The sequence below is a fragment of the Luteimonas composti genome (genome assembly GCF_042678665.1).
Lineage (GTDB): Bacteria > Pseudomonadota > Gammaproteobacteria > Xanthomonadales > Xanthomonadaceae > Luteimonas > Luteimonas composti.
Map to the genome: position 1 here is coordinate 160,649 of NZ_JBHTKU010000003.1, position 21,247 is coordinate 181,895.

Here is a 21,247-nt window from a genome sequence, read left to right on the forward strand (position 1 = left end):
GCGCGGGCCGGTGGGAGCCTCAGTCGGGCCGGTACAGCTGCCCACCCTGTTCGCGGAACTCGGCCGCCTTCGCCGCCATGCCCGCTTCCAGCGCATCGGCCGCCGCCACCCCTTCCGCGGCGGCATAGTCGCGCACGTCCTGGGTGATCTTCATCGAGCAGAAGTGCGGTCCGCACATCGAGCAGAAGTGGGCGAGCTTGTGCGCCTCCTTCGGCATCGTCTCGTCGTGCATGGACTGCGCCTTTTCCGGATCCAGGCCCAGGTGGAACTGGTCCTGCCAGCGGAATTCGAACCGGGCCTTGGACAGCGCGTTGTCGCGTACCTGCGCGCCGGGATGGCCCTTGGCCAGGTCCGCCGCGTGCGCGGCGATCTTGTACGCCATGATGCCGTCGCGCACGTCTTCGCGGTCGGGCAGGCCCAGGTGCTCCTTCGGCGTCACGTAGCAGAGCATGGCGGTGCCGTACCAGCCGATCATCGCCGCGCCGATCGCGCTGGTGATGTGGTCGTAGCCGGGCGCGATGTCGGTGGTCAGCGGGCCGAGCGTGTAGAACGGTGCTTCGCCGCACTCGCGCAGCTGCTTGTCCATGTTCTCCCTGATCAGCTGCATCGGCACGTGGCCAGGGCCCTCGATCATGGTCTGCACGTCGTGCTTCCAGGCGATCCTGGTCAGCTCGCCCAGCGTCTCCAGCTCGCCGAACTGGGCCGCGTCGTTGGCATCCGCAATACAGCCCGGGCGCAGGCCGTCGCCCAGCGAGAAGGCCACGTCGTAGGCCTTCATGATCTCGCAGATGTCCTCGAAGTGGGTGTAGAGGAAATTCTCCCTGTGGTGGGCCAGGCACCACTTGGCCAGGATCGAGCCGCCACGCGACACGATGCCGGTCACGCGCTTTGCGGTCAGCGGCACGTAGCGCAGCAGCACGCCGGCGTGGATGGTGAAGTAGTCCACGCCCTGCTCGGCCTGTTCGATCAGCGTGTCGCGGAAGATCTCCCAGGTCAGCTCCTCCGCCCGGCCGTCCACCTTCTCCAGCGCCTGGTAGATCGGCACCGTGCCGATCGGCACCGGCGAGTTGCGGATGATCCACTCGCGCGTTTCATGGATGTGCTTGCCGGTGGACAGGTCCATCACGTTGTCCGCACCCCAGCGGATCGCCCAGACCAGCTTCTCGACTTCCTCGGCGATGCCGGAGGACACGGCGGAGTTGCCGATGTTGGCGTTGATCTTGGTGATGAAGTTGCGGCCGATGATCATCGGCTCGCTCTCGGGATGGTTGATATTGCTGGGCAGGATGGCGCGACCGCGCGCGATCTCGTCGCGCACGAATTCCGGCGTGATCCGCGGCGGAATGCTCGCGCCGAAGCTCCGGCCGGGATGCTGGGACAGCAGGCCGGCCTCGCTCACTTCTTCGAGGCGCTGGTTCTCGCGGATCGCCACGTACTCCATCTCGGGCGTGACGATGCCGCGGCGGGCGTAATGCATCTGGGTGACGCTGGCGCCAGGGCGGGCGCGTCGCGGCAAGCGGCGGTCCGGGAAGCGCACGGCGTCGAGACGCGGATTGGACTCGCGCGCACGGCCGAACTCGGAACTCGGCCCGTCCAGCGGCTCGCTGTCGCCGCGCTCTTCGATCCACCGCGCCCGCAGGGGCGCAAGGCCGGCCGACAGGTCGATGCGCGCATCGGGGTCGGTGTAGGGCCCGGAGGTGTCGTACACCGTGATCGGCGGATTCTCCTCGCCGCCGAACAGGGTGGGCGTGCGCGCCTGGGCGATCTCGCGCATCGCCACGCGCAGGTCGGGCCGCGACCCTTCGACGAAGATCTTGCGGGAGCCCGGAATCGGCCGGGTGACGGCGGCGGAGAGTTCGCCGGTCTGCTGGATCAGCGAGGCTGCGGGAATCGCGTTCATCGGCATCGTCCGTTGGCGGCCGCGAGGAATTCGCGGCACGGGAACGAAGCGAAGACGCGCCACGCCCTGGACGGGCGACGCCGCGAAGCTTCCCTACGCCGGTGTGAACCGGATCAGGTTCGAAGGGACTGTCTCAATCCGGCGGGCCTGCGGCCCGGCGGATACCCCCGCTTCGCCTGCCATTAGACCCTGCCGGCCACGCCGATGCCAGTCGGCGCGGCCGGTCGACTCAGAACGCCAGGGTCACGCCGGCGATCGGGCCGCGGAAGCGCTGGTCGATGCCCACCGTGCCATCCGCGCCGTGCTGGCGCACGTTGAGCTTGAACCAGTCGTAGCCGGCATACAGGCCGAAGTTGTCGGTGAACCGGTACTCGACCAGGGCATTGGCGCGGCTCAGGTCGCCGTCGTAGTCGTCGAAATCGCCCCAGTCCGCGTCCAGGTACTGGCCCTGCACGACGAAGCGCCAGCGCTCGTCCTGGGTATTGAAGCCGAGGCGCACGCCGACGACCGGCGCCGTGCCACTCTCGGATTCGCGCGCGGTGTACAGCTCGCCGTCGCTGTTGGCGCGCAGTTCCGCGGTCAGCTTGGCGCGCTGCACGCCCAGCTGCAGGCCGACGCTGGTGGTCGGGGTCTCGATCACGGCGAAATCGTAGACGGCGCCGCCCAGGTCGAACTCGGTGTCGAGCGCGGCGCTGGTGCCGGCGGGAATCGAGGTGTCCCCGAGGTCGATGTCCTCGCCCAGCGAATAGCTGCGGTCCTCGGCATAGCGGAAGTAGTTGAACAGCAGGCGGTGGCGGTTGCCGAGGCGGACCACGCCTTCCACGCGCGGCACCGTCTTCTCGCCCAGTTCGTAGCGCTCGCTCTCGAAGGCGTACTCGTCGCCGCCGAACACGGTTTCGGCGGAAAACTGGCTCTCGGCCTTGGCGTTCATCGCGCCCAGGCGCAGGGTGAAGCGGTCGTCGTCGGCATGCGCGGCCAGGGCCGGCGTCAACAGCAGCGCGCCAAGGGCGCAAGAAAGGAGCGTCTTGTTCACGGCATGGATCCTGTGGGGGGAAGCGGGGTGCCATCGGCTGGCCCGGCGCATTGAAGGCAAACGCCGGTGCAACATGCGTGAACGCATGGCCGGAAACATGCACGCGGTGTGCAGCCGCATGCAGATCGCGCGATGTCCGGCGCCTGCGCGACTCGGCGTTTGCACACCACGAACAGCGGGCGTGCCGGCACACGCCGGGACGCCTCCGCGACCGCCGCGGCGACCTGCTTTCTTTTCCGCCCACGATGGTTCCCGATGCAATCAAAACCCTGTCTTGACGCACTGCACCAGCGTCCGGTATTCATGGCGGCCATGTCGAACGTCCCCACCATCGCCGCCCTCCGCACCGCCGCGCCCGCGCAGGCGGTTGCGATTGCGACGATTACCACCACCGGCACCATTGGCGCCGGGGTGCGGACGCGCGTGCAGGACTGATCGACCACGCCGCTCCGCACCCGATCCGGGTGCGGGCCGCACGGCTTCCACCTCGACCGGACGCGGAGCCCAACCGGAGCTTCCAGAGCATGTCGTCCGCATCCCAACTCCTCGGTGACGCCGTCGCCTCCGCCGCTTCCTCGGTCCTCGAGGCGCTGCGGCCAGCGGCGAGCACCCGCGTCCACAAGTTCGGCGGCAGCAGCGTGGCCGACGCCGCGCGCATCGCGGGCCTGGCGCCACTGGTCGACGATGGCGCCGAGGTCGGCGTGGTGGTGGTCTCGGCGATGGCCGGCACCACCAATGCGCTGGTGGCGATGGCGGTGCAGGCAGCGTCCGGGCAGGACTGGAGCGGCGACTGGTCGGCGCTGCGCGAACGCCATCTCGAGACCGCCGCGACGCTTGATCCGGACAACCGGCATGGCCTGCAGGATGCGGTCGGCCGCGATTTCGACGGCCTGCGCGACGACCTGCTCGCGCTGGCGGCGGCCGGCGGCGACCCGGCGCCCCTGGTGGCCCAGGTGCATGGGCTGGGCGAGCTGGTGTCCTCGCGCCTGGTGCAGGCGGCGCTCGGCGGCGAGGCCGGTGGCTGGCAGCGCCTGGACGCACGCGACGTGCTGGTCGTGCACCCGGGCGAAATGGGCGTGGGCGTCGACTGGGAAGCCTCGCGCGAACGCTTCGCCGACTGGCGCGCGCGCCGGCGACCGTCCCGGGTGGTGGTCACCGGGTTCATCGCGCGCGATGCCGAAGGCCGCAGCACCACGCTCGGCCGCAACGGCAGCGACTACTCGGCGGCGATCTTCGCCAACCTGTTCGACGCCGACGAACTGCTGATCTGGACCGACGTCGACGGCGTGCTGTCGGCCGACCCGCGGCTGGTGCCCGACGCGATGGTGCTGCCGACGATGTCGTACGCGGAAGCCTGCGAGCTGGCCTACTTCGGCGCCAAGGTGCTGCACCCGCAGACCATGGCGCCGGTGCAGTCGCGCGGCATTCCGCTGTGCATCCGCAACACGCTCAACCCGTCCGCGCCCGGCACCTGGATCCTGCAGGACAACCCGCCGGGCGATGCGGAGCTCTCCCCGGTCAAGGGCCTGACCATCGTCCGCGAGATGGCGGTGCTGGAACTGGCCGGCAACGCGATGGTCGGCGTGCCGGGCACGGCGGAGAAGCTGTTCGCGGCGCTGCACCGCGCCGGCGTGTCGGTGGTGATGATCTCGCAGGGCTCGTCGGAGCATTCGATCTGCTGCGTGATCCGCGACAGCCAGGCCGAGCGCGCCCGCACCGCGGTGGAAGCGGCCTTCGCCGAGGCCATCGCCGACACCCAGGCGCAGGGCGTGCGCCTGACCCGCGGGATCTCGATCCTCGCCGCCGTCGGCGACGGCATGGTCGGCATCCCCGGCGTGGCCGCGCGCCTGTTCGCGGCGCTGGCGCAGGCGCGGGTCAACATCCGCGCGATCGCCCAGGGCTCGAGCGAACGCAACATCTCGGTCGCCATCGCCGATGCCGACGCCACGCGCGCGCTGCGGGCCGCGCACTCGGCGTTCTGGCTGTCGCCGCAGACCGTGTCGGTCGGCCTGATCGGCCCCGGCCAGGTCGGGCGCGCCCTGCTGTCGCAGATGGCGACGGTGCTGCCGCGGCTGCGCGCGACCTCGCAGGTCGACCTGCGCCTGCGCGGCATCGCCAACAGCGGTTACATGGCGCTGGACCACTTCGCGATCCATCCCGACGAGGCCACCACGCGCCTGACCGGCATGACCACCCAGGCCTTCGATCCCTGCGCGTTCGCGGCGCACATCCGCGCCGAGCACATCCCGCACGCGCTGATCGTGGACTGCAGCGGCAGCGACGCGATCGCGCGCCATTACCCGGAATGGCTGGCCGCCGGCATCCACGTGGTCACGCCCAGCAAGCACGCCGGCAGCGGCGACTGGGAGCGCTACGTCGCCATCCGCGAGGCCCAGCGCGGCGGCAGCCGCTTCATGTACGAAGCCACGGTCGGCGCGGGCCTGCCGGTGATCAGCACGCTGCGCAACCTGCTCGACACCGGCGATACGGTGCTGGCCATCGACGGCATGCTCTCGGGCACCCTGGCGTGGCTGTTCAACAGCTTCGACGGCAGCCGCCCGTTCTCGGCGCTGGTGCGCGAAGCGCGCGAACTGGGCTATACCGAACCGGACCCGCGCGACGACCTGTCAGGCCTCGACGTGGCGCGCAAGCTGGTGATCCTGGCGCGCGAATCCGGCCGCGAACTGTCGCTGGACGACGTCCGCATCGAGAGCCTGGTCCCCGAGCCGCTGCGCGACGTGCCGCGCGACGAGTTCCTCGCGCGGCTCGAGGAACTCGATGGGCCGATGCAGCGGCGCCTGGAGGAGGCACGCGCGCAGGACCGCCAGCTGCGCCACATCGCCCACCTGTCCGACGAGGGCGCGCGCGTGGGCGTGGTGGCGCTGCCCGGGGTCCACGCCTGCTGCCATACGCGGCTCACCGACAACCTGGTCCAGTTCACCACCGGGCGCTACGCGGACAACCCGCTGGTGGTGCAGGGCCCGGGCGCCGGCCCGCAGGTCACCGCGGCCGGCGTGTTCGGCGACGTGCTGGCGATCGCGCATTCGCTCAGCGCCGGGGTCGGCGTCCAGGCATGAGCGGAGCAGTCAGCGCATTCGCGCCCGCCAGCGTCGGCAATATCGGGGTCGGCTTCGACCTCCTCGGCCATGCGGTCGATGGCCCCCGCGACATCGCCACGGTGCGCCGCATCGACGCGCCCGCCGTGCGCATCGATTCGATCGACGGCGACATCGCCGGCGTCGAGCGGCTCCCGCTGGAGGCCGCGCGCAACACCGCCGGCGGCGCCCTGCTCGCCCTGCGCGATGCGCTCGACCTGCCGTTCGGGTTCGCGCTCTCGCTGCACAAGGGGATTCCGCTGGGTTCGGGCCTCGGCGGCTCGGCGGCCTCGTGCGTGGCCGCCCTGGTCGCGGCCAATGCCCTGCTCGACGCGCCGCTGCCGCGCGAGGCCTTGTACGGGTTCGCGCTGGACGGCGAGGTGCTCTCCAGCGGCAGCCGCCACGGCGACAACGTGGCGCCGATGCTGCTGGGCGGCGTCACCGTGGCCACCGCCAGTCGTGCGCTGCGGATCGAGGTGCCGTCGTGGCTGCACGCGGTGGTGGTGCATCCGGACCAGGTGCTGGAGACGCGACGCTCGCGCGCGGTGCTGGCCGAACCCTACCGGCTGCCCGACCTCGTGCAGCAGACCGCCCACCTCGCCCAGTTCCTGCTGGGCCTGCAGCGCGGCGACGCGGAGCTGATCCGCGACGGCCTGCGCGATGTCCTGGTCGAGCCGAGGCGCGCGCCGCTGATCCCCGGCTTCGCCGCGGTCAAGGCGGCCGCGCTCGACCATGGCGCGCTGGGTTCGAGCATCTCCGGCGGCGGCCCCAGCGTGTTCGCCTGGTTCGCCTCGCGCGAGCAGGCCGAACGTGCCGCGCCGGCGATGCGGGAGGGATTCGTCGACGCCGGTTTCGATGCGCGCGCCTACGTGACGCCGGTGGACGCGCAGCGCGCCGACGTGCTCGCGGCGGAACCGCACGCACGCGACGTCAAGCGGGTGGGAGGCCGGTAGCACACCATGCAGTTCGTCAGCACCCGCGGGCACACCGCCCCGACTCCGATCGACGCCGCGCTGGTCGCCGGCCTCGCGCCCGACGGCGGCCTCTACGTGCCCGGATCGATCCCGACGGTCGACTTCTCCGCGCCCGATCCACGGCTGTCCGTGACGGCGCTGCGCACCCTGGCGCCTTACTTCGTCGACTCCGCGCTGAGCGGGCGGCTGGCGCGGATCTGCGCCGACGCATTCTCGTTCGAGGCGCCGCTGCGCCCGCTGGCGGGCGCGGGCGACCACGTGCTCGAGCTGTTCCACGGGCCGACGGCGGCGTTCAAGGATTACGCCGCGCGCTTTCTGGCGCGCGCGCTCGAAGGCTTGCGCGATCCCGCTGCGCCGCCCACCACCATCGTCGTGGCCACCTCGGGCGACACCGGCGCGGCGGTGGCCTCGGCCTTCCACCGGCGACCGGGCTTTCGCGTGGTGATCCTGTACCCGGACGGCATGGTCTCGCCGCGACAGGCCCACGGACTCGGCTGCTGGGGCGACAACGTCGAAGCGTTCCGCGTCGACGGCAGCTTCGACGACTGCCAGCGCCTGGCCAAGCAGGCGCTCGCCGACGAGGCGCTGCGCGCACGGGTGCCGCTGGGCTCGGCCAACAGCATCAGCCTGGGGCGGCTGCTGCCGCAGGCGGCCTATTACGCGCACGCGGCCAGCCACTTCCATGCCGTGCATGGGCGCCTGCTCCATGTCATCGTGCCCACCGGCAACCTCGGCAACGCCAGCGCCGCCTTCGTCGCGCGCACGATGGGCGCGCCGGTCGGCGAGATCCGCCTGGCCTGCAACGCCAACGACACCCTGCCGCGCTATTTCGCCGGCGGCGACTACGCGCCGGCGGCGACGCGCGCCACCCTGGCCAACGCCATGGACGTGGGCGCGCCCAGCAACTTCGAGCGGCTGCGCCACTGGCACGCGGACGATGCGGCGCTGCGCGCGGCCTTCGTGGCCGAGGCGGTGGACGACGCGACCATCCGCGAGGTCGTGCGCGATGCGCCGCAACGCCACGGCATCGTCGCCTGCCCGCACACGGCCACCGCGCTGAAGCTGCTGCAGGACCTGCGCGCCGCTGGCGACACGCGCGACTGGGCGGTGGTCGCGACCGCGCACCCGGCCAAGTTCGAGGGCATCGTCGAGCCGCTGGTGGGACATGTGGTGGAACCGCCGCCGGCGCTGGCCGAATGCCTGGCGCGCCCCGCGCATGCCCGGGCGCTGGCCGCCGACTACGACGCCCTGCGCGCGATACTGGTTCCGGCCGCTGGAGGCTAGCGGGCGAGGGCCGCCCGGCCGTCGGCCATGAACGCCTCGATCTCGTCGGCGCTGCGCGCCAGGCCCGTGGTCAGCACCTCGTGGCCGTCGCGGGTGATCGCCACGTCGTCCTCGGTGCGGATGCCGATGCCGCGCCACCTGGCGGCCACCGAGGTGTCGTCCACCGGCACGTAGAGGCCGGGCTCGATGGTGAACACCATGCCCGGCTCGAGCAGGCGCGATTCGCCGTCGATGCGGTAGTCGCCGACGTCGTGCACGTCCAGGCCCAGCCAGTGTCCGGTCTTGTGCCGGTAGTAGCGCTTGTAGCTGCCGTCGGCGATGTTCTTCTCCAGCCTGCCCTTGAGCAGGCCCAGCCGCAGCAGGCCCTCGGTCAGCGTCTCCACCGCGGCGTTGTGCCCGGCCTCGTACGGCACGCCCGGCCGCGCCTGGACCAGCGCCGCTGCGTGCGCCTCGCCGACCAGATCGTGCAGCGCACGCTGCGCGGCGCTGAAGCGGCCGTTGGCCGGAAAGGTGCGGGTGATGTCGGCGGCATAGCCGCGGTACTCGGCGCCGGCGTCGACCAGGACCAGGTCGCCGTCGCGCACCTGGCCGCGGTTGTCGCGATAGTGCAGCACGCAGGCGTTGGCGCCGGCGCCGACGATGCTCGGATACGCCGGCTCCGCATCGGCGGCGCGGAACACGCGCTCCAGCTCGGCCTGCAGCACGTACTCGTGCACCCCGGGCCGCGCGGCACGCATCGCGGCCTCGTGCGCCTGCACGCTGATCCTGGCCGCATGGCGCATCAGCTTCAGTTCGTCGCGCGTCTTGAACAGGCGCATCTCGTCGAGCAGGTGCCCCAGCTCGAGGAACTCGTGCGGCGGTTGGGCGCCGAGGCGCACCTGCGCGCGCACCCGGTTGAGCCAGCCGATCAGCTTGAGGTCGAACTCGGTGTCGCGGCCGAAGTGGTAGTAGACGCGGGTGCGGCCTTCCAGCAGGCCCGGCAGGATCTCGTCGAGGTCGTCGATCGGATAGGCATCGTCCATGCCGTAGCCTTCGACCGCGCCCTCCGGGCCAGCGCGCGGGCCATCCCAGCCTTCGCGTTCGGGATCGCGCTCGCGGCAGAACAGCAGCGTCTCGCCGTGCGCACGGCCCGGCACCAGGACCAGCACCGCCTCGGGTTCGGGGAAGCCGGTCAGGTACCACAGGTCGGAGTCCTGCCGGTACGGATACAGGGTGTCGCGGCTGCGCACGCGCTCGGGCGCGGCCGGCAGCACCAGGATCGCGTCGTCGCCGGCCATGCGCATCAGCTGGCGCCGGCGGCGGGCGTAGGCCTGCGCCGTGATCCCGGCGGAAGGGCGCATCAGCGCACGCCCCATGGCGTGGCGGGCGGCGGCGGGCGGCGGCCGTGACATGCGGACATCGGCGAGCTAGTTCAGGCGGGCGCGGTGGCGCGGCCCCATGGCGCAGTCGCCGTGCAGCAGCAGCACGGCGACGCGCACGTATTCCTCGATCTCGGCCAGCGCGTCCTCGTCTTCCTCGTCGCCGCCTTCCTCGGGCGCCGCCGAGGACAGCCGGACCAGGTCTGCGAGGGCTTCCTGGCCTTCCTCCGACAGCGGCGGGCTGGCCCCGGCCGCCAGGCCGAAGCCGCCGACGAAGCCGCGGCACCAGTCGAACAGGGCGCCGCTGCGCTCGTAGAGGCTGGCCTCGGCCGCGGGCAGCAGCAGCTCGAAGCCGAACTCGCGGTCCTCCAGCTGCGCCGCGCTGGCCTCGCGCAGCCGGTCGAGCACATCGCCCTCGGCGACCGCTTCGATCCCGTCGTCGGCCAGTACCTGCGCCAGCCACTCGGGCCCCTGGGCGCCGCCACCGGCCAGCCAGCCGCACAGGCCGCCGTGCAGCTCGCTGGCGCTGGCGCCAAGCTGGCGGCTGCGGCTTGCCGATTCGACGTCCTGCAGTGGGGGCAAGGCCTTGGGCACGAGGCGCGGTTTCCGGGCGGGGGCCGCCAAGTCTAGAACGTCGACGCCAGCCGCGCATGCCGCACGGTCCGTGAAGGCGATACCCGCGCTTGGCGCCGGGCCGCGCGGGCGCCTACACTCGTCATGTCCATGAATGCAGCGCGCAGGGGTTCTCCGCGTGTCGACCAATCCGGGGGATCTCCAGCTCATGGGCGCGGCCGCCGCCGTGTCGGTGCTGCTGGTCGCACTGGTGGTCCTGATCGTGCGCCGCCGCCAGAGCGAACGCTCGCACCTCGCCCGCCTGCGCGACCGCGAAGAGCGGCTGAAGCTGGCCCTGTGGGCCACCGGCGAGCGCTACTGGGACTACGACCTGGCCAGCGGCCGGGTCAACCGGCTGGCGCTGGAGACGCACGAGCCCGGCGGCCAGCTCGACGAGGACATCGTCGAGATCGGCGCCATCATCCATCCCGACGACCTGCCGATGGTGCGCCAGCGCATCGCCGAATACATCGCCGGCGATACCGACACCCTGCTGGCGGAACTGCGCGTCCAGCGCGAGGGCGAGTGGGTGTGGATGCGCGCGCGCGGGCGCGCGGTGGCGCGCGATGAACACGGCCGGGTGCTGCGCATCGCCGGCACCGCGCTCAACATCACCGGCACGCGCGCGGCCGAGCGCGAGCTGCGCATCTCCAGCGAGGTGCTGCGCAGCATGAACGAGGCGGTGGTGGTGGTCGACCGCAACTTCGACTTCGTCTCGGTCAATCCCGCCTTCCTGCGCATGACCGGTTACGACGAGGACGAGGTGGTCGGCCGCAATGCCAGCATCCTCGACAGCCTCCAGCACGACAGCGCCTTCTACCAGCACATCCGCGAGCAGATCCGGCGCAAGGGCCGCTGGACCGGCGAGATCTGGCAGCGGCGCAAGGACGGCGAGGAGTTCCTCTGCCAGATCGAGACCAGCACCGTCCACGACAAGAACGGCCAGCTGATCCTGTACGTGATCGTGCTCAACGACATCACCCAGCAGAAGCGCGCCGAGCAGGAGCTGCGCTACCTGGCCAACTTCGACACCCTGACCAACCTGCCCAACCGCTCGCTGCTGTCCGAGCGTCTGTCGCGGGCGATCGTGCGCGCGCACCGCGAGGACAACCGCATCGCGGTGCTGTTCCTCGACCTGGACCGGTTCAAGGACGTCAACGACTCGCTCGGCCACGCCGCCGGCGACCGCATCCTGCGCGCCGCCGCCGCGCGCCTGCAGCAGACCGTGGGCATGCACCACACCGTCGCGCGCCTGGGCGGCGACGAGTTCACCGTGGTACTTGAGAACCTGGAAGCGCCGGAAGAAGCCGACCGGGTGGCGCGCGAGATCATCATGGCGTTCGAGGCGCCGCTGCTGCTCGACGACCGCCGCGAGATCGCGATCTCGCCCTCGATCGGCATCAGCCTCTATCCCGACCATGCGCACGTGCCGACCGAACTGCTCAAGCAGGCCGACACCGCGATGTACCAGGCCAAGGCCGCCGGCCGCCGCACCTTCATGCGCTACGACGACGCGATGGACGTGGTGGTGCGCCAGCGCGCGACCATCTCCGGCGCGCTGCGCAAGGTGCTCGACCGCGGCGAGCTGCACCTGGTGTTCCAGCCGCAGCTGGCGCTGGCGGAGGGCCGCATCACCGGCGTCGAGGCGCTGCTGCGCTGGAACAGCGACGAGCACGGCGAGATCCCGCCCTCGGACTTCATCCCGATGGCCGAGGAAAGCGGGCTGATCCTGGAGATCGGCGAGTGGGTGCTGCGCGAGGCCTGCCTGACCCTGCAGCGCTGGCGCCAGCACGGCCTGACCGACCTCACCGTCTCGGTCAACGTCTCGGTGCTGCAGCTGTTGCGCGGCGACTTTCCCGAGGTGGTGAGCCGGGTGCTGGCCGATATCGACCTGCCGCCGAGCATGCTCGAGCTGGAACTGACCGAGAGCGTGCTGATGGCCAACGCCGAGCACGCTGCGGCCAAGCTGCAGTCGTTCCGCGAACTCGGCGTGTCGCTGGCGATCGACGACTTCGGCACCGGCTATTCCTCGCTGGCCTACCTCAAGCGCCTGCCGATCACCACCATCAAGATCGACAAGGCCTTCATCGGCGACCTCACCCATGACCCGGAAGACGCGGCGATCACCAGCACGGTGATCACCATGGCCCATTCGCTGGGCCTGAACGTGGTCGCCGAGGGCGTGGAAACCGAAGCCCAGGTGCGCTTCCTGCGCGACCACCGCTGCGACGAGGTCCAGGGGTTCTGGCTGTCGCGGCCGCTGGAGGCGCACGCCTGCCTGGCCTTCATCCGCAACTGGCGCCCGGGCCGGGAACAGGCTGCGCCGGCGGCCGCCACCGCGCCTTGACCGGCCGCCCCGGCCTGCTATCGTGCCGCCATGGACCGCCCGGACGTGATCGCCCAGCTTCGCGCCCTGACCGCGCGCATCGATGCGCTGGTCGACCGCGCCCAGAAGCTGGCCGAGGAGAACCGTTCGCTGCGCCAGCAGCACGAGCAGATCTCCGGCGAGCGTTCGCAGCTGCTGGCCAAGAACGAACAGGCGCGCTCGCGCGTCGAGGCGATGATCGCGCGGCTCAAGTCGCTGGAGCAGCACACGTGAGCGCGCGCGCATGAGCAGCGCCAGCGAAGCGGTCAACGTCCGCCTGCTCGACCGCGAGTACACCGTGGGCGTGTCCGCCGAGGGCCGCGACAGCCTGGTGGCCGCGGCCAGGGTGCTGGACGAGCGCATGCGCGAGGTGCGCGGCAACAACCGCATGGCGGCGGTCGACCGCGTGGCGGTGCTCGCCGCCTTGAACCTGGCGCACGAGCTGCAGCAGCTGCGCGAGGAGAACGCGCAGCGCGACCGCGAAATCTCCGGCCTGCTCGAAGGCCTGCAGCGCAAGCTCGACGGCCTGATCGACGCCCGCTGAGCCGCGCGCGCACAGACGCGGGCACGACGTGCATGAACCGCTCCACCGTCAGGCCGACGAACGGGCTTGGCAGGTTTTGCATGCCGGCTATACTGCATTCGCGTCCTCTGCCGTGACCGACGGCATGCGCAACATTCGCCTTGTCCCTTAATGACGACCACGGGGGCGCCGCGGAATCCGGGTGTGCAGGTCCGCCTCGTAGCGGGAAGCCCGATGGATCCCAAGCGTCCCCACTTGAACCCCGGGTTCAAGGTCGTTTCGCAGGCATCGGCACAGGCGGAGGACGTATTCATTCCAGGGCGCGCGCCGCGCGGGCGAACCGCGGCGCGCTTCCAGTCACGGCACCGCGCCGGTCACAATAGGCGCATGTTCCCGCGCCGATCCCACCGATGAACGACGACCGCGCCGCGCTGCGCCGCACGATGCGCGAGCGCCGGCGCGCGCTGCCGGCGGCGCAGCGGATCGCCTCGGCCGAGGCGCTGGCCGCGCGCCTGCTGGCCCTGCCCTTTTTCCCGCGCAGCGGCCACGTGGCCGGCTACTGGGCGCTCGACGGCGAGATCGCGCTGCATGTCTGGCAGATGCGCCTGCCGCGCGAACTCAGCTACTGCCTGCCGGTGCTGCACGGGGACGACACGCTGCGCTTCGCGGCGTGGCGCCCGGGCGCGCCGCTGGCGAACAACCGCTACGGCATTCCCGAGCCGGACGTGCCGGAGGACCAGCTGCTGCGCCCCGACCAGCTCGACCTCGTGGTCGCACCCCTGGTCGCCTTCGACGCCCGCGGGCACCGGCTGGGCATGGGTGGCGGCTGGTACGATCGCAGCTTCGCGTTCCGCGTCGATTCGCCCGCTCCGCCGCGGCTGGTCGGCGCTGCGTTCGCCGTGCAGCAGGCCGAGGCTATTGCCCCCGAGCCATGGGACATCCCGCTCGACGCGGTCTGCACCGAATCCGACACCTTCCTGGTGAGCCCATGAGTTCCCGCAAGCGCTACTGGCTGATGAAGTCCGAACCCACGGACTTCTCGATCGACGACCTCGAGCGTGTCGTCACCGAACCCTGGACCGGCGTGCGCAACTACCAGGCGCGCAACTTCATGCGCCAGATGCAGGTCGGCGACGGCGTGCTGTTCTACCACTCCAATACCGAGGTCCCGGGCATCTACGGCCTGGCCGAGGTGGCGACCACGGCCTATCCCGATCCCACCCAGTTCCAGAAGAAGTCCAAGTACTTCGACGGCAAGGCCACGCGTGAGCAGCCCCGCTGGGACCTGGTGGACGTGAAGTTCGTGCGCAAGCTCGCGCGGCCGATTCCGCTCGACGAGATCCGCGGCCACGCCGACGCGCTGGGCGAGGAGTTCGCGCTGATCCGCAAGGGTTCGCGGCTGTCGGTGCTGCCCGTCACCGCCGCGCAATGGAAGCTGCTGCTCTCGCTCGAATAGCGCCACCCGACCACCGAACCACGAGACCCCCATGTCCGACTCCAAGCGCCTGGCCGGCGAGAAAGCCATCGAATTCGTCGAGGACGGCATGGTCGTCGGCGTCGGCACCGGTTCGACCGTGGCTTATTTCATCGACGCGCTCGGCCGCATCCGCGATCGGATCGCCGGCGCGGTGTCGAGTTCGGAACAGAGTACGGCGCGACTGAAGCAGCACGGCATCGAGGTGCTCGACCTCAACGCGACCGGCCCGCTGCCCCTCTACGTCGACGGCGCCGACGAGTGCGATCCGCAGCGCCGCCTGATCAAGGGCGGCGGCGCGGCGCTGACCCGCGAGAAGATCATCGCCGAGGCCAGCCGCAGCTTCGTGTGCATCATCGACCCGGCCAAACGCGTCGACGTGCTGGGGCGTTTCCCGCTGCCGGTGGAGGTGATCCCGATGGCGCGCAGCCTGGTCGCGCGCGAGATCCTGGCCTCGACCGGCGGCCAGCCGGTGTGGCGCCAGGGCGTAGTGACCGACAACGGCAACGTGGTGCTGGACGTGCACAACCTGCGCATCGCCGACCCGGTGGCGCTGGAGACCGCGATCAACCAGATCCCCGGCGTGGTCAGCGTGGGCCTGTTCGCGCGCCGCCCCGCGGACGTGGTGATCGTCGGCGGGGAACCACCGCTGGTCCTGCGCTGACGGGCGCGCTTCGGGCCGGCCGCTGCCTGCCCGTCGCCGACACCAGGATCAACCCAGGGCCAGCGCCGCCAACAGGCGCGCGCGGCGCGGGGCGGGCCCGCGGCGGCGCGACGCGACCGCCTGGGCCGCGCGGCGGCGCCGCGGGGCGACGGCCGCCGGGGGCGCCGCTCCGCCCTTCCGGCGCGCCAGGCGCAGCGCGCCGGCCATCGCCAGCGCGGTCCCGGGAACCAGCAGCAGCCACAGCGACAGCCCGGCCGGCAGCGGCAGCGACAGCGCCGCCACCGCTCCGAGAAACAGCGCGCCCAGCAGCGCGGCTTCGACCGGGCGCATCGGGTCGCGGGCGGGTCGGGTCTGGGTGATGGCGTTCATGGCGGCGGCTCCAGGGCGGGCGTGCAGCCTCGCGCAGGGACATCTCAACGGCTGCGACGCCCGCGCCGGGGCGGCGTGGACGGATCGCGCTCAGTAGCCGGCCGCGTCCAGCGCGCGGGTGGCCACGGCGCGGCCGACGTCGATCAGCTCGGCCGCGCGCCAGAACTCGTAGAACTGGCAGACGTCGCGGGGAATCCGGATCAGCAGTTCGGGAGGATCCAGCGCCAGCTGCACGCGCGCGATCTGCGCCTGCATGGTATCGAGCGAGCGCGACATGATTTCGGGCAGGCCCATGCGCAGGGCGTCGCCCTCCGCCTCGCCGGCCACGGCGCGTTCCAGCCATTGGCCGACGCGACCGCCGATGCCCGCTTCTTCGACCGGAGGCTGCGGATCGGCCGGCTCCCCCGGCGGGCGGCGCGGCCAGCCGTGCATGTCGACGGCGACCAGCCGGTGCGCGTCGGCCAGGCGGGTGGCGGTGATCGGCATCGGCGCCAGCAGCCCGCCGTCGACCAGGGCGCGCCCGTTGATCCGGTGCGGCGTGAACAGGCCCGGGATCGCGAACGAGGCGCGCAGCGCATCCCACAGCCGCCCCTCGCGGATCCAGACCTCGCGCTGGCGCTCCAGGTCCACCGCGATGGCCGTGAACTGGACCGGCAGGGTCTCGATCAGCGGGTCGCCGACCACCTCGCGCATGGCATCGACCAGGCGTCGGCCGCGCAGCACGCCCGACCGGCGCCAGCCGGGGTCGAGCAGGCGCAGGAAATCGTTGCGCGACATCGCGCGCAGGCGCTGGTCGAACTCGCGCAGACGTCCCGCGGCGAAGATGCCGCCGACCAGGGCGCCGCTGGAGGAACCGGACACCGCCCGGATCCGGAAACCGCGCTCCTCCAGCACCTCGATCACGCCGATCTGGGCCAGGCCGCGCGCGCCGCCGGCGCCCAGCGCCAGCGCCACCGGTTCGCGCCCGGCCTGCACGAGGGCGCCGGACGCGGCCGCCATCACCGCTCGTAGTTCGACAGGGCCAGCTGCAGCAGCGCCTTGGCCTGCTCGCGCAGCACCGGCGGGCCGACGATCTCGGCATCGGCGCCGTAGTGCAGCACGTCCATCAGCAGCTCGCGCGAGGCGCTGTAGGGCAGCTTGAGCTCGTAGCGCCCGTCGGGCAGCAGCCGGCCCTGCTGCTGCGAATGCCAGTGTTCGTCCGCCACCCAGCGCGCGGCCTTGGCGCTGAACACAATGGTCGCCACGCCCTTGGCCGGGCCGGAGAAGATGCCGTAGCTGCCGGCCAGGTGGGTGTCGAGTTCGGCCTCGGCGATGTCGCGGGCGTCGCCGTCGAGCACGCGCGCGGCGGCGATGCGGTCGACCGAGAAGCTGCGCAGCGCTTCGCGCTCGTGGTCCCAGGCATCGAGGTACCAGTTGTCGCGGTAGTGGGTGATGCGCTGCGGCGAGACCGTGCGCCGGGTCTTCTCGTCGGTGGAGCGGGCGCGATAGTCGAAGGCGAGCTGGCGGCGCTGCAGCACCGACGAGCACACGTTGCGGAACACGTGCTCGTCCATGCGCCGGCCGCGGTGCGGGATGACCCGCACCCGTTCCACCGGCCAGTGCTTGCCGGCCGAATGTTCGTCGAGCAGCTTGTCGATGCGCGCCTGCAGCGGCGCCAGCGCGCTCGAGAGCACGCCGCCGGCGCTGCGCGAGAGCAGCTGCTGCGCGGCGAGCAGCGCATGCAGCTCGTCGGAATTGAGCCACAGCCCGGGAAGCTCGAAGCGGCCGCCCTCGTCGGCGTCGTAGCGGAAGCCGGCTTCGCCGTCGCCCACGATCGGCGCCATCAGCGCATCGCGCAGGAAGGCCAGGTCGCGGTAGACGGTGGCGCGGGAGCATTCGAGCTCCTCCTGCAGGCGCGCGACCGTCACCGGGTACCGGGAGGTCTTGAGGATGCGGTGCAGCGACAGGATGCGTTCGTATCGGTCCATGCGCCCGATTATGCGCTGTCCGGCCGCCCGGCGGGCCGGGCCGGAACGGCGCGCTGCATGCGCCCGGTTTGCAGCCGGGGGTTGCGGGCCGCACCATGTGCGCCGGATCGAGCGGAGGACCCGGGCGGACATGGCCCACGGCAGCATGGCGGCAGCGGATGGCGGGAGGGCCCGATGGACCTGTGGCTGACCCTGGCCATCCTGGCCGGGGCGATCGCCCTGTTCGTCACCGAGAAGCTGCGCGTCGACGTGGTGGCCCTGCTGGTGATGACGGCGCTGGTGGTGACCGGCACGATCAGCCTGTCCGATGGCCTGTCGGGCTTCAGCAACCAGGCCACGATCATGGTGGCGGCGATGTTCGTGCTGAGCGCGGCGCTGCAGCGCAATGGCGCGGTCGCGGCGATCGGGGAAGTGCTGTCGCGGATCCGCCACCAGTGGCTGTTCCTGCTGGTGATGCTGGTGCTGGTCTCGTGCGTGGCCGCCTTCGTCAACAACACCGCCACCGTGGCGGTGTTCCTGCCGCTGGTGCTGGCCGCGAGCACCGCCAACCGCTGGGCGCCCTCGAAGTTCCTGATCCCGCTGTCGTACATGTCGCAGGCCGCGGGCGTGTGCACCCTGATCGGCACCTCGACCAACCTGCTGGTCGACTCGATGGCGCGCGATGCGGCGGGCGTGGGCTTCAGCCTGTTCGAGTTCGCGCCGCTGGGCCTGGTGTTCGTCGGCCTCTGCATGCTGTACCTGATGACGGTCGGGCGCTGGCTCCTGCCCGATCGGGGCGTCCCCGGCACCGAGGAACTCGAGCACGTCGGCCGCTACGTCGCCGAGCTGCTGGTGGCGGAAGACTCGACGGCGGTCGGCCTGCAGCGCCACGAGGTGGTGCCCGCGAACATCGACGACGTGGTGCTGCTGGAGATCCTGCGCCACGGGCGGCCGCTGGCCGGCCAGGACGCGCGCGTCGAACCCGGCGACCGGCTGCTGCTGCGCGGCGAGTGGAAGCACGTGGCGGCGGTGCGCAAGGCGCGCAAGCTGCGCTTCGACCATGTCGCGCGCGACCTCGACGGCGACATCGACGCCGAACGCCTGCAGGTCGAGGCCATGGTCTCGCCCGCCTCGCACCTGATCGGGCACACGCTGTCGGGCATGCGTTTCGGGCACATGTACCGGGCGCGGGTGCACGGCATCCACCGGCGCCTGCTCGACATCCGCCAGCCGCTCGACCAGGTGCCGCTCGACCTCGGCGACGTGCTGCTGCTGGACGCGCCGGCGCGCGCGATCGACGACCTGCGCGCGGACAAGGGCATGATCGTGCTGGGCACCCGCCGGCAGGCCAAGGTCGACGCGGTCCGCGCCAGCCTGTCGGTGCTGGTGATGGTCGCCACGATCGCGGTCGCGGCCCTGGGCTGGCTGTCGATCGTGGAAGCGGCGTTGATCGGCTGCGGGATCCTGCTGGTGACCGGCCTGATCGAGCCCGACGAGGCCTACCGCGCCATCGACTGGCGGGTGATCCTGCTGCTGGCCGGCATCCTGCCGCTCGGCATCGCCCTGCAGAAGACCGGCGGGGCGGCGCTCGCGGCGGATTTCATGATCGGCACCCTGGGCGGCTTCGGGCCGCTGGCCGCGCTGGCGGCGGTCTACCTGATGACCTCGATCGCCACCGAGTTCATGAGCAACAACGCCTCGGCCGTGCTGGTCGTGCCGATCGCGCTGGCGGCGGCCGAGTCGATGGGAATCGACCCCAAGCCGCTGCTGGTGGCGGTGGCGTTCGCCGCCTCGACCAGCTTCGCCACCCCGATCAGCTACCAGACCAACACCATGGTGTTCACCGCCGGGGGATACCGGTTCTCGGATTTCGTGCGGCTGGGCTTGCCGCTGAACGTGGTGTTCTGTACCGCCGCGATCGTGCTGATCCCCAGGTTCTTCCCGTTCTGAAGCAGCATTCAGGTATGTGACGGCCGCACCGGCGACAATGGGGTAACCGTTTCCACCCGCGGAGTCCCCTGGTGTTCGCCAGCTGGTGGCTGGCCGTGATCGGCCTGCCCGTGTTCCTGCAGCCCCTGCCCGAAGCGCCGGACCAGCCGGCGGCGGTGGCGGTCGCGTCCGGGCGGGTGTCGCTGCGGCAGCCCTGCCTGCGCCTGGTCTGCCCGGACGCGGAATGGCAGCAGGCGCGCCGCACCCTCGCGCCCCCCCGCGCGCCCGGGGTGGTCGACGAGATCCGGCCGCAGCGGCTGCCGCGCCTGGCCACCCGGCGCTTCATCGGCCTGCATTCCCCGGCCTCGCGTCGCGACTGGTTCGACACCAGCGGCGGCGCCGCCCTGGTCGACGCGCGCTACGGCATGGAGGCGGTGCGCAGCGGCGCCACCAGCCTCCAGGTCGAGCTCGGGACCGGCTACCGCCTGCAGCCCTACGCCAACTACGGCACCGCCGCGCAGGGCCCGGTCGCGATGGGCCAGCTGCGGCTGTCGCAGCGTCTCGGCGGACTGGGCTCGCTGCGCCAGCAGGTGCGGCTGGAGCGCGGGCGCGAGAACGCCTATCTGCGCCAGACCATCGGCGTGGACCTGGAGCTCGCGCCGCAGTGGTCGCTGCTCGGCGACTTCGAACTGCGCCACGACACCGCCGCCGACGGCGGCGACGGCCATACCGACCGCGAAGGCTCGCTGCGGCTGCGCTACGCCTTCTGAGCCCGGCCTTTTCCTCCGGCTGGCACGCCCGGCGCGCCAGCCCATTTCCCCACGTCCGTCCCCAAGCATGAACCTGCGTTCCGTCCTCCCCGCCCTGCTCCTGTCCTGCGCCGCCCTGCCCGCGCTGGCCGCCGGTCCCGGCGATCCGCCGCGGTCCGGCGAGCCGGCCGCCTCCGCCGATGCCGCCGAAGCGCCGGAATCCCCGGCGCATTCCGGACCGGCCCCCTCGGTCGCCGATGCGTCCGCTTCCGGCTGGACCGGCACCGGCGAGCTGGGCTTCGCGCTCTCGCGCGGCAACGCGCGCTCGGAAAGCCTCAATACCCGGCTCGCCTTCGCCCGCGAGGACGCGCAGTGGAAGCACCGCCTGCATGCGGCCGCGCTGCGGGCGCGCAGCGAGGCCACGGGCGACCTCGACGGCGAGGGCGTGGCCGAGCGGCGCTACGAGCTGAGCGCCAACCGCTTCGAGTTCGGCGGGTCCAGCGGCTACAAGTTCGATCCGCGCCACGCCCTGGTCGGCAGCGCGCGCTACGAGCACGACGATTTCTCGGCCTGGGAAGAACAGGCCACGCTGTCGCTCAGCTACGGCCGCACGGTGGTCGAAAACGAGCGCACGACGCTGTCCGGCGAGATCGGCCCCGGCCTGCGCCGCGCGCGCAACGCCGAGACCGGCGAACGCCAGGGCGATGCGATCCTGCGTGCGCGCGCCGAACTCAGCCATCGCCTCACCGGCAATACCCAGCTGGTCAACACCCTGCTGGTCGAGTCCGGCTCGGACAACACCTTCGCCCAGAACGACCTGGCGCTGAGCGTGGCGATGAGCGAGGCGCTGGCGCTCAAGGCGGGCCTGCAGACCCGCCACAACACCGACGTGGATGCCGCAGCCGGCGTGCGCAAGACCGACACCCTGACCACGCTCAACCTGGTCTACAGCTTCCGCTAGGGGCGGGACGG

At 71.7% G+C, this 21,247-nt stretch carries 20 protein-coding genes, 1 other RNA gene and 1 riboswitch; of the genes, 14 read left to right on the forward strand and 7 right to left on the reverse strand.

Features of this window, described 5'->3' with window-relative positions; genetic code table 11:
• Positions 1 to 19: 19 nt before the first annotated feature.
• Together thiC and ACFQ2D_RS09525 are read right to left on the reverse strand one after the other, a co-directional pair.
• Positions 20 to 1,900 carry a phosphomethylpyrimidine synthase ThiC gene (gene thiC / locus ACFQ2D_RS09520; protein WP_280942278.1) on the reverse strand — a complete coding sequence of 627 codons (1,881 nt, stop codon included), beginning with the start codon at positions 1,898 to 1,900 and terminating at the stop codon, positions 20 to 22.
• A gap of 72 nt (positions 1,901 to 1,972) precedes the next feature.
• Positions 1,973 to 2,079, reverse strand: a riboswitch (TPP riboswitch).
• A 50-nt stretch (positions 2,080 to 2,129) separates the two neighbouring features.
• Complete coding sequence (locus ACFQ2D_RS09525; protein ID WP_280942280.1) at positions 2,130 to 2,933, reverse strand: hypothetical protein; 804 nt, start codon at positions 2,931 to 2,933, stop codon at positions 2,130 to 2,132.
• Between the two features lie 255 nt (positions 2,934 to 3,188).
• On the opposite strand from ACFQ2D_RS09525, the gene ACFQ2D_RS09530 reads away from it, so the two are divergent.
• The 4 genes from ACFQ2D_RS09530 to thrC all read left to right on the forward strand — a co-directional run bounded on the left by ACFQ2D_RS09530 (position 3,189) and on the right by thrC (position 8,286).
• Complete coding sequence (locus ACFQ2D_RS09530) at positions 3,189 to 3,368, forward strand: hypothetical protein (RefSeq protein WP_280942281.1); 180 nt, start codon at positions 3,189 to 3,191, stop codon at positions 3,366 to 3,368.
• 89 nt (positions 3,369 to 3,457) lie between these two features.
• Positions 3,458 to 6,010 (forward strand): bifunctional aspartate kinase/homoserine dehydrogenase I, encoded by a 2,553-nt coding sequence (gene thrA, locus ACFQ2D_RS09535; protein WP_280942282.1) that lies wholly within the window; start codon positions 3,458 to 3,460, stop codon positions 6,008 to 6,010.
• A complete protein-coding gene (locus ACFQ2D_RS09540) occupies positions 6,007 to 6,981 on the forward strand; it encodes a homoserine kinase (protein ID WP_280942283.1) in 975 nt (324 codons plus the stop codon). The genes thrA and ACFQ2D_RS09540 overlap by 4 nt, the downstream gene beginning before the upstream one ends.
• Positions 6,982 to 6,987: 6 nt before the next feature.
• On the forward strand, positions 6,988 to 8,286 hold the full coding sequence (gene thrC, locus ACFQ2D_RS09545; RefSeq protein WP_280942284.1) for a threonine synthase: 1,299 nt from the start codon (positions 6,988 to 6,990) through the stop codon (positions 8,284 to 8,286).
• Here the strand turns inward: thrC and ACFQ2D_RS09550 are convergent.
• Positions 8,283 to 9,626, reverse strand: a complete 1,344-nt coding sequence (locus ACFQ2D_RS09550; RefSeq protein ID WP_280942285.1) for an aminopeptidase P N-terminal domain-containing protein — start codon at positions 9,624 to 9,626, stop codon at positions 8,283 to 8,285. The genes thrC and ACFQ2D_RS09550 overlap by 4 nt on opposite strands.
• 66 nt (positions 9,627 to 9,692) lie before the next feature.
• The gene (locus tag ACFQ2D_RS09555) at positions 9,693 to 10,226 is read right to left on the reverse strand and encodes a UPF0149 family protein (RefSeq protein WP_280942286.1); all 534 of its coding nucleotides are present in this window, start codon (positions 10,224 to 10,226) and stop codon (positions 9,693 to 9,695) included.
• A gap of 169 nt (positions 10,227 to 10,395) precedes the next feature.
• Here ACFQ2D_RS09555 and ACFQ2D_RS09560 point away from each other — a divergent pair, with 169 nt between their 5' ends.
• The 7 genes from ACFQ2D_RS09560 (at position 10,396) to rpiA (ending at position 15,282) form a co-directional block, all read left to right on the forward strand.
• Positions 10,396 to 12,603, forward strand: coding sequence for a putative bifunctional diguanylate cyclase/phosphodiesterase (locus ACFQ2D_RS09560; RefSeq protein WP_280942287.1), 2,208 nt, complete (start codon positions 10,396 to 10,398; stop codon positions 12,601 to 12,603).
• Positions 12,604 to 12,633: 30 nt separating this feature from the next.
• Positions 12,634 to 12,855 (forward strand): TIGR02449 family protein, encoded by a 222-nt coding sequence (locus ACFQ2D_RS09565; protein WP_280942288.1) that lies wholly within the window; start codon positions 12,634 to 12,636, stop codon positions 12,853 to 12,855.
• Between the two features lie 10 nt (positions 12,856 to 12,865).
• Positions 12,866 to 13,165 (forward strand): cell division protein ZapA, encoded by a 300-nt coding sequence (locus ACFQ2D_RS09570; protein WP_280942289.1) that lies wholly within the window; start codon positions 12,866 to 12,868, stop codon positions 13,163 to 13,165.
• Positions 13,166 to 13,266: 101 nt separating this feature from the next.
• Positions 13,267 to 13,452: non-coding RNA, 6S RNA (ssrS, locus tag ACFQ2D_RS09575), on the forward strand.
• A gap of 102 nt (positions 13,453 to 13,554) precedes the next feature.
• Entirely contained in the window at positions 13,555 to 14,136 is a 582-nt protein-coding gene (locus ACFQ2D_RS09580; RefSeq protein WP_280942290.1) for a 5-formyltetrahydrofolate cyclo-ligase, read from the forward strand.
• On the forward strand, positions 14,133 to 14,600 hold the full coding sequence (locus ACFQ2D_RS09585) for an EVE domain-containing protein (protein ID WP_280942291.1): 468 nt from the start codon (positions 14,133 to 14,135) through the stop codon (positions 14,598 to 14,600). Before ACFQ2D_RS09580 ends, ACFQ2D_RS09585 begins: the two co-directional genes overlap by 4 nt.
• Positions 14,601 to 14,631: 31 nt before the next feature.
• Complete coding sequence (gene rpiA, locus ACFQ2D_RS09590) at positions 14,632 to 15,282, forward strand: ribose-5-phosphate isomerase RpiA (protein WP_280942292.1); 651 nt, start codon at positions 14,632 to 14,634, stop codon at positions 15,280 to 15,282.
• Between the two features lie 48 nt (positions 15,283 to 15,330).
• Here rpiA and ACFQ2D_RS09595 read toward each other — a convergent pair whose 3' ends face one another.
• The 3 genes from ACFQ2D_RS09595 to ACFQ2D_RS09605 all read right to left on the reverse strand — a co-directional run bounded on the left by ACFQ2D_RS09595 (position 15,331) and on the right by ACFQ2D_RS09605 (position 17,618).
• Positions 15,331 to 15,651 (reverse strand): hypothetical protein, encoded by a 321-nt coding sequence (locus tag ACFQ2D_RS09595; protein WP_386795633.1) that lies wholly within the window; start codon positions 15,649 to 15,651, stop codon positions 15,331 to 15,333.
• 90 nt (positions 15,652 to 15,741) lie between these two features.
• Complete coding sequence (locus ACFQ2D_RS09600) at positions 15,742 to 16,650, reverse strand: patatin-like phospholipase family protein (RefSeq protein WP_280943716.1); 909 nt, start codon at positions 16,648 to 16,650, stop codon at positions 15,742 to 15,744.
• On the reverse strand, positions 16,650 to 17,618 hold the full coding sequence (locus tag ACFQ2D_RS09605; RefSeq protein WP_280943717.1) for a helix-turn-helix transcriptional regulator: 969 nt from the start codon (positions 17,616 to 17,618) through the stop codon (positions 16,650 to 16,652). The genes ACFQ2D_RS09600 and ACFQ2D_RS09605 overlap by 1 nt, the downstream gene beginning before the upstream one ends.
• A 174-nt stretch (positions 17,619 to 17,792) precedes the next feature.
• On the opposite strand from ACFQ2D_RS09605, the gene ACFQ2D_RS09610 reads away from it, so the two are divergent.
• From ACFQ2D_RS09610 to ACFQ2D_RS09620, 3 genes are all read left to right on the forward strand, one after another.
• Positions 17,793 to 19,547 carry an SLC13 family permease gene (locus ACFQ2D_RS09610; protein WP_280943718.1) on the forward strand — a complete coding sequence of 585 codons (1,755 nt, stop codon included), beginning with the start codon at positions 17,793 to 17,795 and terminating at the stop codon, positions 19,545 to 19,547.
• A gap of 71 nt (positions 19,548 to 19,618) precedes the next feature.
• Positions 19,619 to 20,296: a DUF481 domain-containing protein gene (locus tag ACFQ2D_RS09615; protein WP_280943719.1), complete on the forward strand. Its 678-nt coding sequence runs from the start codon at positions 19,619 to 19,621 to the stop codon at positions 20,294 to 20,296.
• 67 nt (positions 20,297 to 20,363) lie between these two features.
• Complete coding sequence (locus ACFQ2D_RS09620; RefSeq protein ID WP_280943720.1) at positions 20,364 to 21,236, forward strand: DUF481 domain-containing protein; 873 nt, start codon at positions 20,364 to 20,366, stop codon at positions 21,234 to 21,236.
• Positions 21,237 to 21,247: the final 11 nt, after the last annotated feature.

Bases quoted from the DNA above. Each gene is read 5' to 3' on its own strand.
- thiC (WP_280942278.1), bottom strand. From the start codon at position 1,900: ATGAACGCGATTCCCGCAGCCTCGCTGATCCAGCAGACCGGCGAACTC.
- ACFQ2D_RS09530 (WP_280942281.1), top strand. From the start codon at position 3,189: ATGCAATCAAAACCCTGTCTTGACGCACTGCACCAGCGTCCGGTATTC.
- thrA (WP_280942282.1), top strand. From the start codon at position 3,458: ATGTCGTCCGCATCCCAACTCCTCGGTGACGCCGTCGCCTCCGCCGCT.
- ACFQ2D_RS09540 (WP_280942283.1), top strand. From the start codon at position 6,007: ATGAGCGGAGCAGTCAGCGCATTCGCGCCCGCCAGCGTCGGCAATATC.
- thrC (WP_280942284.1), top strand. From the start codon at position 6,988: ATGCAGTTCGTCAGCACCCGCGGGCACACCGCCCCGACTCCGATCGAC.
- ACFQ2D_RS09550 (WP_280942285.1), bottom strand. From the start codon at position 9,626: ATGCGCCCTTCCGCCGGGATCACGGCGCAGGCCTACGCCCGCCGCCGG.
- ACFQ2D_RS09565 (WP_280942288.1), top strand. From the start codon at position 12,634: ATGGACCGCCCGGACGTGATCGCCCAGCTTCGCGCCCTGACCGCGCGC.
- ACFQ2D_RS09570 (WP_280942289.1), top strand. From the start codon at position 12,866: ATGAGCAGCGCCAGCGAAGCGGTCAACGTCCGCCTGCTCGACCGCGAG.
- ACFQ2D_RS09580 (WP_280942290.1), top strand. From the start codon at position 13,555: ATGAACGACGACCGCGCCGCGCTGCGCCGCACGATGCGCGAGCGCCGG.
- ACFQ2D_RS09585 (WP_280942291.1), top strand. From the start codon at position 14,133: ATGAGTTCCCGCAAGCGCTACTGGCTGATGAAGTCCGAACCCACGGAC.
- rpiA (WP_280942292.1), top strand. From the start codon at position 14,632: ATGTCCGACTCCAAGCGCCTGGCCGGCGAGAAAGCCATCGAATTCGTC.
- ACFQ2D_RS09595 (WP_386795633.1), bottom strand. From the start codon at position 15,651: ATGAACGCCATCACCCAGACCCGACCCGCCCGCGACCCGATGCGCCCG.
- ACFQ2D_RS09600 (WP_280943716.1), bottom strand. From the start codon at position 16,650: ATGGCGGCCGCGTCCGGCGCCCTCGTGCAGGCCGGGCGCGAACCGGTG.
- ACFQ2D_RS09605 (WP_280943717.1), bottom strand. From the start codon at position 17,618: ATGGACCGATACGAACGCATCCTGTCGCTGCACCGCATCCTCAAGACC.
- ACFQ2D_RS09610 (WP_280943718.1), top strand. From the start codon at position 17,793: ATGGACCTGTGGCTGACCCTGGCCATCCTGGCCGGGGCGATCGCCCTG.
- ACFQ2D_RS09620 (WP_280943720.1), top strand. From the start codon at position 20,364: ATGAACCTGCGTTCCGTCCTCCCCGCCCTGCTCCTGTCCTGCGCCGCC.